16 protein-coding genes are annotated in these 15,924 nt (G+C 69.0%); 10 read left to right on the top strand and 6 right to left on the bottom strand.

Annotated features, from left to right (window positions below):
* Positions 1–48: 48 nt before the first annotated feature.
* From R8F63_01825 to R8F63_01815, 3 genes are all read right to left on the bottom strand, one after another.
* On the bottom strand, positions 49–1,830 hold the full coding sequence (locus R8F63_01825) for an ABC transporter substrate-binding protein (protein ID MDW3217326.1): 1,782 nt from the start codon (positions 1,828–1,830) through the stop codon (positions 49–51).
* A gap of 143 nt (positions 1,831–1,973) precedes the next feature.
* Positions 1,974–2,756, bottom strand: a complete 783-nt coding sequence (locus tag R8F63_01820; protein MDW3217325.1) for an SDR family oxidoreductase — start codon at positions 2,754–2,756, stop codon at positions 1,974–1,976.
* Positions 2,757–2,758: 2 nt separating this feature from the next.
* The gene (locus R8F63_01815) at positions 2,759–3,682 is read right to left on the bottom strand and encodes an SDR family NAD(P)-dependent oxidoreductase (GenBank protein MDW3217324.1); all 924 of its coding nucleotides are present in this window, start codon (positions 3,680–3,682) and stop codon (positions 2,759–2,761) included.
* Between the two features lie 236 nt (positions 3,683–3,918).
* Between R8F63_01815 and R8F63_01810 the strand changes: the two genes are divergently transcribed.
* Complete coding sequence (locus R8F63_01810; GenBank protein MDW3217323.1) at positions 3,919–6,090, top strand: EAL domain-containing protein; 2,172 nt, start codon at positions 3,919–3,921, stop codon at positions 6,088–6,090.
* A 9-nt stretch (positions 6,091–6,099) separates the two neighbouring features.
* Here R8F63_01810 and R8F63_01805 read toward each other — a convergent pair whose 3' ends face one another.
* The gene (locus R8F63_01805; protein ID MDW3217322.1) at positions 6,100–6,687 is read right to left on the bottom strand and encodes a TetR family transcriptional regulator; all 588 of its coding nucleotides are present in this window, start codon (positions 6,685–6,687) and stop codon (positions 6,100–6,102) included.
* A 72-nt stretch (positions 6,688–6,759) separates the two neighbouring features.
* Here R8F63_01805 and R8F63_01800 point away from each other — a divergent pair, with 72 nt between their 5' ends.
* Positions 6,760–7,407: a Crp/Fnr family transcriptional regulator gene (locus tag R8F63_01800; protein ID MDW3217321.1), complete on the top strand. Its 648-nt coding sequence runs from the start codon at positions 6,760–6,762 to the stop codon at positions 7,405–7,407.
* Between the two features lie 16 nt (positions 7,408–7,423).
* Here R8F63_01800 and R8F63_01795 read toward each other — a convergent pair whose 3' ends face one another.
* The gene (locus tag R8F63_01795; protein MDW3217320.1) at positions 7,424–8,743 is read right to left on the bottom strand and encodes an SPFH domain-containing protein; all 1,320 of its coding nucleotides are present in this window, start codon (positions 8,741–8,743) and stop codon (positions 7,424–7,426) included.
* A gap of 64 nt (positions 8,744–8,807) precedes the next feature.
* Positions 8,808–9,341: an NfeD family protein gene (locus R8F63_01790; GenBank protein MDW3217319.1), complete on the bottom strand. Its 534-nt coding sequence runs from the start codon at positions 9,339–9,341 to the stop codon at positions 8,808–8,810.
* 59 nt (positions 9,342–9,400) lie between these two features.
* On the opposite strand from R8F63_01790, the gene R8F63_01785 reads away from it, so the two are divergent.
* The 8 genes from R8F63_01785 to R8F63_01750 all read left to right on the top strand — a co-directional run bounded on the left by R8F63_01785 (position 9,401) and on the right by R8F63_01750 (position 15,916).
* Positions 9,401–10,348, top strand: a complete 948-nt coding sequence (locus R8F63_01785) for an NAD(P)-dependent oxidoreductase (GenBank protein MDW3217318.1) — start codon at positions 9,401–9,403, stop codon at positions 10,346–10,348.
* 31 nt (positions 10,349–10,379) lie between these two features.
* Entirely contained in the window at positions 10,380–11,339 is a 960-nt protein-coding gene (locus tag R8F63_01780) for a cyclase family protein (protein MDW3217317.1), read from the top strand.
* 95 nt (positions 11,340–11,434) lie between these two features.
* Complete coding sequence (locus R8F63_01775; protein ID MDW3217316.1) at positions 11,435–11,848, top strand: cyclic nucleotide-binding domain-containing protein; 414 nt, start codon at positions 11,435–11,437, stop codon at positions 11,846–11,848.
* Positions 11,849–11,851: 3 nt separating this feature from the next.
* Positions 11,852–12,901 carry a phosphotransferase family protein gene (locus tag R8F63_01770; GenBank protein MDW3217315.1) on the top strand — a complete coding sequence of 350 codons (1,050 nt, stop codon included), beginning with the start codon at positions 11,852–11,854 and terminating at the stop codon, positions 12,899–12,901.
* 21 nt (positions 12,902–12,922) lie between these two features.
* Entirely contained in the window at positions 12,923–13,822 is a 900-nt protein-coding gene (locus tag R8F63_01765) for a ribokinase (protein MDW3217314.1), read from the top strand.
* 38 nt (positions 13,823–13,860) lie between these two features.
* Positions 13,861–14,796 carry a nucleoside hydrolase gene (locus R8F63_01760; GenBank protein MDW3217313.1) on the top strand — a complete coding sequence of 312 codons (936 nt, stop codon included), beginning with the start codon at positions 13,861–13,863 and terminating at the stop codon, positions 14,794–14,796.
* Positions 14,766–15,515, top strand: a complete 750-nt coding sequence (locus tag R8F63_01755) for a hypothetical protein (protein ID MDW3217312.1) — start codon at positions 14,766–14,768, stop codon at positions 15,513–15,515. The genes R8F63_01760 and R8F63_01755 overlap by 31 nt, the downstream gene beginning before the upstream one ends.
* A complete protein-coding gene (locus tag R8F63_01750) occupies positions 15,512–15,916 on the top strand; it encodes a hypothetical protein (GenBank protein ID MDW3217311.1) in 405 nt (134 codons plus the stop codon). Before R8F63_01755 ends, R8F63_01750 begins: the two co-directional genes overlap by 4 nt.
* Positions 15,917–15,924: the final 8 nt, after the last annotated feature.

Here is a 15,924-nt window from a genome sequence, read left to right as displayed (position 1 = left end):
TTCGCGATCGCAATCATCCCCATCGCCGTCCCCCTCAACGGATTGCGCTCAGCCCTGAGCGATGAACACTTCGTCGAACGACACGCGTCCTGCGATCACCGACATCGAACGACCGCCGTCAGGCAGCGTGGTCGACCCGAGGCCGTACACGTTGTCGTTCATGATCTGGGTCCATTCGGTCCAGTTCAACCAGATGTTGTGCACGTTCTCGGCGAACTCGCGGTTGATGTCCTCCGCGATGCTCGTCAACTCGGCCGGATCACGGGTCGCGTTGGTTGCATCCAGCGCGGCGTCGATGTCCGGGTTGTCGATACGACCGAAGTTCGCGATGGCGAGGGCACCGGTCGGACCACCGTGGTCCGAGTGCCACCACACGTCTTCGGAGCCGGGCGAGATGGCGCCGTGGTTGCGCCACAGGAACACCTGGAAGTTGCCCAGGAGCGCCTGCGTGATGAAGTTGCCCTGCTCGATGGTGACGACCTCGGTGTCGATCCCACAGTTGTCGGACCACATGCCGGTGATCAGATCCGCGGTGATGACGTTGGCCGGAACCGGCGTGGTGCCGTACTCGATGGTCGGGATGTCACCGATCTCGGCGAGCAGCGCACGACCCGCTTCGGGATCGAACTCCGGGAAGCCGGTGTCGGCGAGGTAGCCGGCAACGCCCGGCGCGAACGGCCCGTTGGCGATCTCCGACGCAGGCGCACGCAGCTGCTGGTAGACGGAGCGGTCCATGCAGAGGGCCAGGGCCCGTCGCACCCGCTCGTCGTCCATCGGCGCCTGGGCGTTGTTGATCAGGAGGTAGGTGGTCTCCCGGAACTTGGTCTCGGGGACCGTCCGGTAGTTCGCCAGCCAGAACTCCTGATCCTCCGAGAAGGAGCTCATATTGATGTCGACGTCACCCGACTGGACCGCGTTGAGGCGGGCGTCCTTGTCGGGGATCGGACGGAACACGATGCCGTCGAGGAACGGAAGCTGGTTCCCTGCTTCGTCCGAGCGCCAGTAGTTCGGGTTGCGCTCGGCAACGAACTCCACGTCCGGGTTCCACTCGACCTGCATGAACGGACCGGTGCCGATCATGACCGTCGGGTCGGCGTCCGCCGCCATCATCGCCGGCGCACCCATGTATCCGAGCTGGCCGGTGAGCCCCTCGATGATCTGCGACTGCGGCTTCTGGAAGGTCAGTTTGACGGTGTACTCGTCGACCTTCTCGGCCGAGATCATGTCGACGAGGACCTGGCCGAGAATCGTGCCGGCCTTGCTGCGCACGAAGTTCGCGACCACGGCATCGGCGTCGAACGCCTCGCCGTTGGTGAACGAGATCCCCTCACGCAGGAAGATGTCGACCTCGGTGAAGTCGTCGTTGAACTCGAACCCGGACGCAAGGAACGGAGCAGCGTTGCCGTCGGCGTCCTCGAGGAAGAGAGGCTCCATGATTGCCCGCTGGATCCAGTGACAGGAGATGGCGCACTGCTCGGTGGCGGGCAGCCAGCCGGAGTTGGTCTCGGCCTCGAGTGCGATCGTCACCGTGCCGCCGTATACGGGATCGGGATCGGCGGAACCGTCGTCGCCGCCGTCGTCGCCGCCGTCCTCGCACACCTGGTTCTCGTCGCACTCCGGCGTGTCGGTGCCGTCGGTGCCATCGGTCGTGCCGTCGTCGGACCCGTCATCGGACCCGTCGTCGCCGCCATCGTCGCCGGAGGTGCCGTCGGTGCTCGTGGCACCGTCGTCGCCGCCACTGTCGTCACCACAGGCCGCGGCGATCAGCGAGAACGCAAGTAGTGCGGCCAGAACTTTGGCCAGCAATCCGATATTGGATCGGGTGGTCATGGGGAACTCCTCCAGGGGGTTACCGACGGCGAGTCGTGTGACTCGCGCCACAAGGTTTAGCACTGTGGTCCACGTAATGCAGATGGCGCAAGTATTCGAAACCAGAACTTCAAACGGATTTCGGAACCGTGACGGTCCGACCGCTATGGGTGCTGGTTGCTGACGGCGACGACCTCGCCGGTCATGTAGCTCGCGAGGTCGCTGGCCAGGAAAACCATCACGTTGGCGACCTCCCAGGGCTCCGCCGCGCGGCCGAAGGCCTCACGCTCGGAGAGCTGGTCGAGGAGCTGGGCATCGCTCACCTTCTCGAGGAACGGATGCATCGCGATGCTCGGCGCCACCGCGTTCACGCGGATGCCGAATTCGGCGGATTCGATCGCCGAGCAACGGGTCAGCGCCATCACGCCGGCCTTCGCCGCCGCGTAGTGACACTGCTCGTCCTGGGCCCGCCAACCGACGACGGACGCATTGTTGACGATCGAGCCCTCGATGCCGGCGTCGATCATGTGACGCAGCACGGCCCGGGTGCACCGCATCGTGCCGTCGAGCGTGACCCCGAGGACCGAGCTCCACTGATCGTCGGTCATGTCGACCAGGCGCACCGCCCCACCGAGCCCGGCGTTGTTCATCATCACGTCGATCCCGCCGAGACCCTCGACCGCCGCGGCGACGAGCGCCTGCACGTCGTCCTCCACCGTCACGTTGCAGATCTGGGTGAGCGGCCGCGACTCGGTCTCCTCTGCGAGGCGGTCGGCGGTCTCGCCGAGCCGACGCTCGTGGATGTCGGAGATGAGGACGGAGGCACCCTCGAGCAGCGACCGCTTGGCGACCGCCGAGCCGATGCCGGTCCCGGCCGCGGCGGTGACGACGACCCGCTTTCCCGCGAGCAGATCGCGCCCGACGGGCTCCTGGGGGATCGTCGGCACGATCAGCCCTGCTCTTCCTGCTTGGCCATGTCCGCCATGCGGCGCTCGAGGTCCGTGATGAACGGGTTGGGCTCCTGGCCGACGGTGCCGGGGAGCATGTCGGCGATCTCCTGGGGTGACCACTGATCGCCGCCGGCCCACATGGTGCGGAGTTCCTGGGGCTGGTTCCACACGGAGATGCGGCGGCCGACGACCGTGTAGATCTGGGCGTTCACGTCGCGGCCGGCGTCGGACATCAGATAGATCGCCATCGGTGCGATGTCCTCCGGTTCACCGGTCTCGATCTCGAACGGCACGTTCTCACTCATGCGGGTCTTGGCGACCGGGGCGATGCAGTTCGCGTTGATGGCCGGGCCGCCACGGAGCTTGAGACTCGCCGCGATCATCGCGGCGCTGCGGGTGAGGCTGACGATGCCGCCCTTGGCCGCGGAGTAGTTCGCCTGCGCGGTCGACGCGGTGAACGCGCCGGAGGTGAAGCCCACGAGCGACCCACCGGTCTCCTGCTTGCGCATCCGGGCGAAGGCCGCTCGGTAGACGTTGAAGTGACCTTTGAGGTGGACCGCGATGACGTGGTCCCACTCGTCCTCGCTCATGTTGAAGAGCATCCGCTCGCGCAGGACACCGGCCGGACACACGACGCCGTCGATCGTCCCCCAGTTGTCGCAGGCGGCGGCCACGACGGCCTCGCCGACGTCGAACTCACTGATGTCGCCGGCCACCGCGACGGCCTGGCCACCGGCGGCATGGATCTCGGCGACGGCGGCGTCAGCCACCTCGCTCGACGGATCACTGCCGTCCATCGACACGCCGTAGTCGGCGACGACGATGTTGGCGCCTTCGGCGGCCGCCGCGAGGGCGATGGCCTTGCCGATACCGGCTCCGGCGCCGGTGATCGCGATGTTCTTGCCTTCGAGGAATCCGGCCACGTGCCGCACGCTCCTGTGTCGAGAATGGGTGCCGTCGGGAAACGACGGCCCGACCCTACCGACCCCGCCCGTTCCCACCCCAGCCCAGCCGCAACAACTGGGGTCTGACCCCCGCTTCACCTGGCCACCGCGCGTGACCAGAATCAGCACCGCGCGTCACCACCATCCGCGGTTGGGCAGACAGCGCCGCGTACGTTGGCGGCGGGCCGGAGTCCCCACCGACGCAGGAGCAAGGCGTGACACACGAGCGCGAACACGCGACCGTGACCGACGACCGAACCCGCGCCGACGTGCTCGCACGTCTGGCCCGGCTCGCAGACCCCGACATCGATGACCTGACCCGGTCACTCGACGCCCACATGGCACTCGAACAGCTCGCCGGCCCGGCGCTGATCGTGGATCTCGACGGCACCATCCTCGACTGCAACGAGCAGGTCGGGGCGCTGGGCGTCGACCGGGAAGCGGCCCGCGGCCGGGCCCTGTGGTCCGCCCCGATGTGGGAGGGCGAGGATCCCTCCGCCACCCTGTCACCGCTCGTCGACGCCGGCGCCGAGGGCCGCGCCGGCCAACGCACGGTCGACATCGGCGGTGCCGCACCCCGACCCGGGCGGGTCTCCCTCACACCGGTCTTCGACGACAAACGCGGCGTGGCCGTCCTGCTCGTCGAGCTCCGCGGCCTCGCCGACACCCGCGAGACCGATGCGTTGATCGCCGCCACGACGCAGGCCCTCGCCGCCGCGGAGGACATCTTCCGCGCCGTGGCCGAGCACACCTCGGACCTCGTGTGTCTCCACGACCCCACGGGCACCTTCACCTACGTGTCCCCGTCCGTGCGGCGACTCCTGGACCTCGACCCGGCCGCGCTCGCCGGCACCCATCCCGTCGACATCGCCCACGCCGACACGCGCGACGCGCTCGTCCACGCGGTTCAGGACGCCGGCCGCCGCGGCTCCGAACCCACGCGCTTCCGTCATCGTCTGCGTCACCGCAACGGTTCGTTCCGCTGGTTCGAGACGGCGATCACGCCGATCCTCGCCCCCGACGGCACGGTGCGCCAGCTCCAATCGTCCAGTCGCGACATCACCGAACAGCGCGAGACGGAGCAGAGCCTGATCAAGCAGGCGTTCCACGACGAGCTCACCGGGCTGCCGAACAAGGCGCTCCTCATCGACCGGATGACCCACGCCCTCGCCGCCAGCGCCCGCACCGGCCAGCCGATCGGCGTGCTCTTCATCGATCTCGACGGCTTCAAGACGATCAACGACACGCTCGGCCATCCCGTCGGCGACACCGCGCTCACCAAGGTCGCCGAGCGTCTGACGGCGATCGTCCGCCCCGGCGACACGCTCGCCCGCATCGGCGGCGACGAGTTCCTCATGCTGTGCGCGGGCACGGACGGCGCCCGCGGCGCAACGGCGGTCGCCCGCCGCATCCTCGACGCCTTCGCCCAGCCCTTCGTCCTCGAAGGACGCGAGATCGCCATCGGCGCGTCGATCGGCATCGCCACCTCGCTCGGAGCGGAGGACCCTGCCCAGATCATCGAGAACGCCGACACCGCGATGTACGAGGCCAAACACGAGGGACGGGGCCGCTTTGCGATCCACGACGAGGTCGATCAGTCGTTGGCGCTCGAACGCATCGACACCGAAGAGGCCCTCCGTCGAGCCGTCACCAACAACGAACTGCGACTCCACTACCAACCGGAACTCGACCTCGAGTCGGGCCGGATCGTCGGCTTCGAGGCCCTCGTGCGCTGGCAGCGGCCGGACGGTCGCCTCGTCCCGCCCGGCGAGTTCATCCCGCTCGCCGAGGAGAGCGGCATCATCGTCGACCTCGGTCGGTGGGTCATCGCCGAGGCCTGCCGGCAGGCGAGCCTGTGGCGGGTGCACCGCACCCCGGAGCAGGAACCCGTGCGTATCTGGGTCAACCTCTCGGCCCGCCAGCTCGGCGACCCCGATCTCGTGCCCTATGTCGAGCGCACGGTCGAGGCCGCAGGGATTTCCACCGACGAGATCTGCCTCGAGATCACGGAGTCAGCGCTGATGGACGACGCGCAGGCCGCCACCGAACAGCTCGACCAGCTGCGTCGCATCGGCATCAGTCTCGGGATCGACGACTTCGGTACCGGCTGGTCACAGTTCGCGTACCTCCAGCGGCTCCCCCTCGACGTACTCAAGATCGACCGCTCGTTCGTCTCGGGCCTGGCGTCCGACCATGCGGCGGCCACGATCGTCGCCGCGATCATCGACCTCGCTCACGCGCTCGGACTGATCGTCATCGCCGAGGGCGTCGAGTCCGAGGACCAGCTCGAGGTCCTGCGCGAACTCGACTGCGACCAGGCCCTCGGGTTCCTCTTCTCCGAGCCCCGCGAACCAGCGGCGTTCGACTCCGCCCTCACCGAGAACTGAGCGCGCCCGTCAGTCGACGAGCATCGACACGGCGTGGCGGAGCTCGGCTTCGACGCTGCCGGCCGGGGCGAGGCCGCCGACCCACCGCGAGATAGCCGAGAGCCAGACGTGGCCGACGACACGAGCGACGCCCTCGGCGTCCACATCGGCGTCCCCGAGCGCGGTGACCATCATCGCCCGCACCTCGGAGTCCACCTGGACCTTGTAGCTGGACGCACCCGGATCGGTGGTGCTCAGTGCCGTGACCAGCGCGCTCATGAGCACGGGGGCTCCTTCGGCGGCACGAGCCGCACGGCCGAGCACGCCGGCCAAACGATCCCCGGGACTGTCGCCCTCGGCCGGCTCGCTCTGGAGCTGCCGTCTCAGGAGGTGCACCCAGCCGCTCAAACCGGCGAGGAGCAGATCGTCCTTGCTCTTGAAGTAGCGGTAGATCGTGCCGAGCGAAACATCGGCCCGTTCGGCAACGGCGCGCATCTGCACCGCCTCGTAGCCACCCTCGGCCGCCATCTTCATCGCGGCCTCGACGATGCGGATCCGGCGCGCCGCCTTGCGCTCTGCCCCTTTGGACGGGGATGGAGACGGAGCGGTTGCGGCCATGGCGGGCATTGTGGTGGATGCATCCGCCGGAGACGAAATCGTCCGGCCGGGCCGCGCCACTACGCTGCGACCATGGACGGCGGCTTCCTCGACATTCTCGGCCCGGCAACGCCCGTGTGGCGCCAGAAGATGATTCGTCGGCGGTACGGCAAGGACGAACCGATCTTCCACGAGGGCGAGATGGGCGACACCTTCCACGTCATCGACAAAGGCCGCGTCCTCGTGGAGGTCTCCACGGCTCGGGGCGACGTGGCGGCGCTCGCCGTCCGTGGGCCCGGCGAGATCCTCGGCGAGATGGCCATCCTCGGCCAGGGACGCCGCACCGCGAAGGTCACGGCGCTCGAACCGACCGAGACGCTCGCCCTCACCCAGGCGTCACTCGACGAGCTGCGGCACGCCGACCCGAGCGTCGATCGTCGCCTGCTCGAGATCGTCACGGACAAGCTCGAGGAGACCATGGCGCAGCTGATGGAGGTGCTGTTCACGCCGGTGGAGACGCGCGTGTTGCGGGTGCTGCTCCGTCTCGCCGATGCCTTCGACACCGGCGCACGACCGGTCGTCGTGCGCGTCCGCCAGGAGGACATCGCGGCGATGGCCGGCACTCGCCGCCAGACGGCGAATCGCCCCCTCAAGGCCGCGGAGGCCGAGGGGGCGATCGTGGTGGGCCGGGGCCGGGTCGAGATCCTCGACCGCGACCTTCTGGAAGGGCTCGCGCGCTAGCGCGAGCCGCCTCGGATCAGGCGTCGCCGGCCGGCGCCGGCGGGGGCGGCGGCAGTTCGGACGCCGCGCCGTCACCCGGCTCGTCATCGGGACGCATGCTCTTCAGGATGTCGACGCCGGTCGCCGCCTCGATCTGTTCGCTGAGGCTCACGACCGCGCCGGGAAGCTGCGCAACGAGGCCGGGGATCCCACCGGCACCGCCGCTCCCACCGTTGTCGACCACGGCGACGCGCTCGATGTCGATGTTGCGCACCGTGGAGGTGATCTTCTCGACCAGGTCCGGGAGCATGTTCAGGACGAAGATGCGCTGACCGTCGTCGCCCGCAGCCTGATACTGCTCGGTAAGACGACGGAAGACATCGACCTGCGCCTTGCCGTCCTCGATGATCTTGGCTGCCTCGGCTTGTGCCTCCAGCTGCTTCGCTTCGAGGTTGGCCTTGGCCGGGGTGACCACATTGGCCTCGAGTCGACGACGCTCCAGCTCGATGCGCTGCTGCTCGAGCTCCTGCTCCGCGGTGGCTCGGGCGATGTCGCCGGCGACGGACGCCTCCTCCTCCTTGGCCCGCGCGACTGCGTCGAGTTCAGCGGTACGCACGCGGAGCTGGTTCTGCTCCTCGACGATGTTCTTGTCCGCCTGCACGGCCGCGATCTGGGCGCGCTCGCGAGCTCCTGCCTCGGCCTGCTCCGACTCGGCCATGCGGTTGGCCTCGGCCACGCGGGCCTCCTTGACGACCTCAGCGGTGAGACGACGGCCGACGGACTCGAGGTACTGGTTGTCGTCGGTGACGTTCTGGATCTTCATCACGTCCAGCTCGAGCCCCAGCGTCTTGATGTCGTCGTCGGCCTCGTCGATCAGCTGCTGGGAGAACTTCAGCCGGTCCTCGTTGACCTCTTCGGGCGAGAGAGTCGCGAGCACGCCACGGAGGTTGGCCTCCAGGGTCTCCTTCGCGATCTGGCCGATGTTGGCGTGCGGAACATGCAGGAAGCGCTCGGCCGCGTTCTCCAGAAGGCCTTCCTTCGACGACACCTTCACGTTGGCGATGCCTTGCACGTTGAGCGGAATCGTGCCCTTGGAGTAGGCGTTGGTGACGGACACCTCGAGCGGAATCGTGTTGAGGTCCATCCACGCGACCTTCTCGACGATCGGCCAGCGGATGGTGCGACCACCCCTGAGGATCCGGTAGCCGACGGTGCGACCGTCGGACAGCGTCCGCTTCTTGCCGGTGATGACCGCGACCCGGTTCGGCGGGCAGATGACGATCAGCGAACTGACGATCGCGATCGCCAGCAGTACGCCGATGACGATGATCACCGCTGCGGCAATGATGAACTCCACTACTCCATACCTCCTGCGCTTCTGCGCGCTACGTCGCCGACCGAGATGGCCGGCCTCGCGTTGATCACTCGAGCTCCATCGCGGGACCGAGCGGCGCGACGAGCGCCACCCCTCCCTCGATCCGCACGACGACCACCCGTTCGCCGGCATCGATGGTCGACCCATCGGCCGGCGAGGCGGTCATCTGCTCGCGTGCCCCCGCGATGTCGAGAATGATCTTTCCCCGGTGGTCACTGCTCACCGGCAGCGCCACCTGGGCGATCGAGCCTTCGAGCTCGTGGTCCGCGACGGTGCTCGAAGCGTCGTCCGCTCCCGCCCACGTCAGCAGTGCCTTGCTACCCCAGCCTGCGCCGATCCCGATCGCCCCCGCCGCGAGCAGCGTGACGAGAAAGGGCGTGTCCGTCCACTCGCCGACGAGCCCGATCGCGCCGAACCCTGCGAGGAAGAACGCGATCGCGCTCAGCGGGATCGCGACGAACGGACCATCGCCGTCCAGGTCGATGCTGAGACCGTCGCCACCGTCCGCGTCGCCGCCGATGGCCATCCACAGCAGTAGCGGGAGTCCGACGATCAAACAGAAGAGATAGAGCCCGGTCATTTCCTTCCCACGAACGTAGTACGAATTCGACAGGTCGGAGCCGCGGCTACGCTCCGGCCGTGAACGAGCCAGAAACCCACGTCGTCAACAATCTCGGGATGGATCTCCCGGAGTCGATCACCGAGCTGCCGGGCATCCGGATCACGACGCTCGGCCCGGACGAGCCGGTGCCCGACGAGCTTCGGGCCGAGGCGCTCTACACCCACACGTGGGGCGGGGGGAACGTGCCCGAACTGCTCACGAGGGGTGTGCGTTGGGTGCAGGTCATGGGCGTCGGCGTGGACCGTTTCCCGCTCGACATCCTCGGCGAGGACCAGACGCTCGCGTGTGCTCGTGGGGCCACCGCGATCCCGATCGGCGAGTTCGCGATCGCGGCGATGATCAGCCACGCCAAGGCCATGCCCCAGGTCTGGATCGACGACGTGCCGGAGACCGGATGGTTCAGCGACCAGCGCATCTCGGGGCTCTACGGGAAGACGGTCGTGATCCTCGGTGTGGGCGGCATCGGCAGCCACGTCGCCCGGCTTGCGCTCGCCTTCGGCATGCGGGTCATCGGTGTCCGTCGTCGTGACCTGCCGTCGCCGGTCGACGGCATGGAGGTCGCCACCGACCTCGCCGCGGTCATCGGCGAGGCGGACCATCTGGTCATCGCCGCGCCCGCCACGGACGACAGCCACCACATGGTGAACGCCGAGCTGCTGGCCGCGGCGACCCCGGGGCTCCACATCGTGAACGTGGCCCGTGGCTCCCTCATCGACCAGGACGCGCTGCGCGCCGCCCTCGACCACGGCACGGTCGCCTGTGCATCGCTCGACACCGTGGACCCCGAACCCCTGCCCGCCGGTCATTGGCTCTTCACCCACCCCGGGGTTCGTCTCTCCCCGCACGTCTCGTGGGTCGGCCCGGGCGCGCGGACCGCGATGTTCGACGCGTTCGTCGACAACTACCACCGCTTCCGGGCGGGCGAGCCGCTCGCGGGCGTCGTGGACCTCCAGCTCGGCTACTAGCCGCGGCGCGGCTGTCCTACGCTCGGCGGCCATGTCGTTCAACGCTTTCTTCCACGAGGTCGCCGCCGAGGTCCGCAACTGGGGCCGGTGGGGCGACGACGACCGCATCGGCACGCTCAACCACATCACCGACGCGGCGCGGGTCGAAGCCGCGGCATCGGTCGAGCACGGACGCGCCGTCTCGCTGGCCATCGACCTCAAACACGACGGCGTCCAGATCGGCCAGATCCCGACCCGCATCAATCCGATCCACGTCATGGGCACCATCGACCACGCCGACCTCGGCGACCCCGACGGCGATGGCATGGTTCCCCACTTCTCCGACGACATGGTGACGATGGGCCTCCAGGCCGGCACCCACTGGGACGGCCTCTCCCACGTCAGCTACAACCACACGCTCTACAACGGCATCCCGGCCTCCTCCATCACCGCCCGCGACGGCTCCACGGAGCTCGGTATCGAGCACGTTCGTTCCCTCGTCGGGCGGGGCGTCCTGCTCGACATCGCCGGATCGAAGGGGCTCGACCGTCTCGCGGACAATCACGAGGTGACCGGAGCCGACTTGGACGAGGCGGCCGAGTGGGCGGGGGTCGAGGTCAGGGCCGGCGACATCGTCCTCATCCGGACCGGCCGCATGCGTCTGTACCTCGAGCAGGGCGCGACCCAATACACGATGGGCGAGGGTGGCGACGCCAGCAGCCCCGGCCCCGGCATCGATGCGGTGCGCTGGTTCCATCGCCACGACATCGCCGCCGCGGCGACCGACACCTACATGTTCGAGGTGTTCCCCGCACAGGAGTGGGACAACGTACTCGGGGTCCACTGCCTCGACGTCGTCGACATGGGGTTCACCCAGGGACAGAACTGGCACCTCGAGGAGCTCGCCGAGATCTGCAAGGACTACGGCCGACACCACTTCCTGCTGGAGGCGACACCGGAGCCGTTCGTCGGCGCCACGGGCGCACCGGTCAACCCGATCGCCCTCTTCTGACCCACCTCCTCCGGCGCGGTCGGGCCTGACCGGACCAGCCCCCTCGTGCTATGAAGTCCCCCAGAACGCAGGCACGGGCCTGTCGGGAGGTAGCCATGGCGTTGGTCGAGCAACTTGCGGACATCGAACTCTTCTCCGAGCTGTCGAAGAAGGAGCTCAGGAAGGTCGCGTCCTTCATGACCCCGATCACCGTCAAGGCAGGCCGGGATCTCACCATCCAGGGCCAACCGGGACGCGAGTTCATGATCATCGCCGAGGGCGAGGCAACAGTCCGCCGTAACGGGCGTGTGCTCGCTCGCTATCAGCCGGGCGACTTCTTCGGCGAGCTCGCCGTCATCGCCGGGGTCCCCCGCACCGCCACGGTCACCGCCGACACCGACATGGTCGTCGAGGCGCTGAACCGGCGCGAGTTCAGCTCGATGCTCGACGAGAGCCCGAAGCTCGCCAAGAAGATCCTCGTCGGCGCCGTCAAACGGCTCCACGAGATCGAAGAGGGCATCGTCCGGTAGGTCGTGGTCGATCACCCGCCGGTCAGAGGTCTCGACCTCAGCCGGGTGAGCGGTTGGCTCGCCGACAGCCTTCCGGATCTGGCCCCACCGTTCCGTTTCGAACTCATCGCCGCCGGCGGTTCGAACCTGACCTATCGCGTCTCCGACGCGGTGGGCACCACCGTCGCGCTCCGCCGTCCTCCTGAGGGACACGCACTCGCCACCGCCCACGACGTCGATCGCGAATGGCGGATCATGTCCGCGCTCGGCGCGTCGGGCGCCGCCGCGGTGCCCGCCTGCCTGTCCCGCTGCGACGACGCGGCCGTCACCGGGGCGCCGTTCTACGTCATGAGCTTCGTCGACGGCCTGATCATCCGACGGCGAGCGGACGCGGATGCACTCTCGGCCGATGACGCGCGCCGAGCGACGGGTGCACTGCTCAGCGCCCAGGTCGCCTTCCACACGTTGGACCTGGACGCCGTGGGCCTCGCCGATCTCGGTCGCCACGACGGCTACGTGGCCCGCCAGTTGAAACGCTGGAAGGGTCAGGTGGAACGGGCGGACGCGCGCCCCGTGCCGCTGGTCCACGAACTCCACGCCCGGCTCGCCGAGCGGATCCCGCCCGAACGGGCCCGGCCGGCGCTCGCGCACGGCGACTATCGCTTCGACAACGTCGTGCTGGCCGACGACTTCTCGATGGCGGCGATCCTCGACTGGGAGCTCTGCACGACCGGCGACCCGATCGCCGACTTCGCGTGGTCCGTTCAGTACTGGGCGGACCCCGACGAGGAACTCACGTGGCTTCCGGACGCGCCGACCACGGCGCCGGCGTTCCCCCGTCGCGCGGACGTCATCCGGGACTACGAAGTGGCGACCGGCTTCGACCTGTCGGACTATCCGTTCTACGAGGCCTTCTCCTGGTGGAAGCAGGCGTGCATCGTCGAGGGCGCCTACGCGCGTCGCCTCCGGGGCAGCCAGGGCGGCATGGCCCAAACCGGCCCGGTCTCGGAAATCGCCGAGCGGGTCGACGCCATGCTGGACCACGCCCACGCGCTCTTCGCCGCTATCGATTGACGAGGCGCCTACGATCTCCCCATGACCCCGGAGATCACCGTCGTCGGCAGCGCCAATCTCGACCTCGTCGTCGAGGTGGAATACGTCCCCCAGGTCGGTGAGACCGTGCTCGGTGGCGACCTGGCCCGTATCCCGGGCGGCAAGGGTGCCAACCAGGCCGTGGCCGCGGCCCGCCTCGGCCGCCGGGTCGCGATGGTCGGGCGCCTCGGCGCGGACTCGGCCGGGAACATGCTGCGCGCCGCCCTCGAGGCCCACGACATCGACACGACCTCGCTGCTCACCACCCGTGACACGCCCAACGGCGTTGCGATGATCGCGGTGGCCGCCGATGGGGACAACAGCATCGTCGTGAGCCCCGGCGCGAACGGGCGGGTCACGGCGGCGGACGTCGAAACCGCCGGCGCCCTCGTCCGAGACGCCAGCGTGGTGCTGTTGCAGCTCGAGATCCCTCTCCCCGCGGTCGAAGCGGCAGCGCGAGCGGCATCCGGCCGGGTGATCCTGAACCCGGCGCCGGCCGTCGAACTCCCGGCCTCATTGCTCGAGCACGTCAACGTTCTGGTCCCCAACCAGACCGAGCTGGCGATCCTGTCCGGCCACGATGGCCCGGTGGACGCCTCCATCGCCACGGAGCTCGCCCGGCGCCTGCCGATGGAGGAGGTCGTGGTCACCCTCGGCGCCGAGGGCGCAATGGTCGTCACGCCCGACGACGCGGTCCACGTGCCCGCACCGCAGGTGACCCCGGTCGACACCACGGGCGCGGGTGACGCGTTCTGCGCCGCACTCGCCGACGGTCTCGTCCGGAGTCTCTCACTCGTCGATGCGACCGCCTGGGCCGTGCAGGTGGGCGCCGTGACCACCTTGCGCCAAGGCGCCCAGCCGTCCCTACCAACGCCGACGGAGGTCCGGCAGCTGCTGGCCTGACGGTTCACTCCGCGCCCGCCCGGCGTACCCTTTCGCCCATGGCTCCGGTGCGGATGTTGATCGACTGCGATCCCGGTCTCGACGACGCGATCGCCCTGCTCACCGCGGCGCACGTCGCCGAACTGGTCGGCATCACGACCGTCAACGGCAACGTCGGCATCGAACACACGACCCACAACGCACTCGCCGTTGCCGAGGTCGCGGCGCTCGACGTGCCCGTCCACCGCGGCGCGGCCGAGCCGCTCGTGAACGCTCCCGCGGATGCGGCATACGTGCACGGACCCTCCGGCCTCGGATCGGTGTCGATCCCCGACGTCACCCGCACCGTCGCGTCCGAGGATGCAGTGTCGTTCATCCTCGACTCCGCCCGCGACATCGACGACCTGGAGTTGGTCGCCGTCGGCCCGTTGACGAACATCGCGGCGGCGGTCACCGCCGATCCCGAGCTGCGAAGCCGTCTCGGGGGATTCACGATCATGGGCGGCGCCGCCGTCGGAGGGAACGTCACCGCCACCGCGGAGTTCAACATCTGGGCCGACCCCGAGGCCGCCGACGTGGTGTTCCGCACCATGGCGCCACTGACGATGGTCGGGCTGGATGTCACCCATCAGGTCCTGCTCGGCCCGGAGGAGCGGGACGCGATGCGTGCGGCCGATACGCCGGCTGCACGACTCGCCGCCGATCTCCTCGACTACGCCGTCGACCGGGCCGGAGAGTTGCGGGGCACGGCCGGCGCGCCGATCCACGATGCCTGCGCCGTGCTCGCCGTGACCCATCCCGAACTCTTCGGCGGATCCGACCACCCGGTGGCCGTCGAGCTGACGGGCACCCACACCCGCGGCATGACCGTGGTCGACAGCCGCCACGCGCCGGACGGCGACACACCGGTGCGCGTCCTGCGGACGGTCGACGCCGAGGCGGTGATCGCCCTCATCGTCGAGGCATGCACCAGCGTGGGGCCACCCGCGCGATGAGCGCCGACCGCATCGTGTATTCGATGGTGCTCGGCTGGATCGTCCTGACCGCGGTGTTGATCGCCCTCGACTGGCTCGGCAACCCGAACCGGGGCAGCTTCCGCCCGAAGGGCGACCGGCCGCTGCGGGACCGCTCGATGCGCAAGGCCGACCGGGCCCGCCGTCGGCTCGAAGCCGACGCCGCCGTCCGGGCCACGTTGCGCGACGCGTACGGCGCGTCGAGCATGCGCCTGTCCTGGAGCGGCGAGCAGGAGAGCGACGCCCGGGTGCTCGACGACGCGCTCGTGGTGCACGACCTCGAGGAGCGCATCGACGTCGTGGACGTCGGGTCGCGGGAGGTCGCGACCATCGACTACACGTCGGTCGACGGCGACCCCCTGCCGAACCCGGACGAGGAACCGCTCGCCGACACCATCGGCGAGGAAGACGGAGACGAGCCCGTCGAACGACCTATCGGTTGGAAGGTCGGCGTCGACCCACTCGCGCTCACCAACAAGGGAACCGAGCCCTCGCCGTCGACCATCCGCAGCCGCGTGTGGAAGAACCTCGCCGCGGCCGGCGGGTGGGACCCGGAGAACGCCGAACGACTCCGGGCCGGCCGTCCACCGTCTCGAACCAATCCGGTCACGGGCAAGGTCGAACGGGCCAGGGTCGATGTCGAGACCGGCATCGCGTCGTGGGGCGACGAACCGATCGACCCGTTCGCGGAGAGCCCGTGAGCGCGGTCCGCCACATCGAGGTGGGCACGGCGTCGGACTGCACGATGACGGTGACCCGAACCGCATCCACCGATGCCCGCCCACAGGGCCTGGTGGTCGATGCCGACCACGACCTCGACGTGCACGGCATCACCGCAAAACGCGTCGTCCTCTGGTCCGACCGCGCGCCCGAGGTCGTGGAGATCCGCACGTCCGAGCCCGGGGCCGTGCGGTTCTGGAACGTATGGCGCGAAAACGACCTCGTGCAGGCTTGGCAGGGCGAGTCCCACATCGACGTGGACGACGACGGCGAAGATCTCGGACTCGCGTGCCACGACGGGCATGGCGATCGTGGTGTCGACCTCGGCGTGCGGGTGGCGTTCGATCGGGCCTGGACGCAGCCCGAATCGGCCGACGAGTAGGGGCGGGA

It is taken from the genome of Acidimicrobiales bacterium, from assembly GCA_033344915.1.
GTDB lineage: Bacteria > Actinomycetota > Acidimicrobiia > Acidimicrobiales > Aldehydirespiratoraceae > JAJRXC01.
Note: the sequence above shows the minus strand (reverse complement) of the source record. Positions and strands in the feature narration are given on the sequence as shown.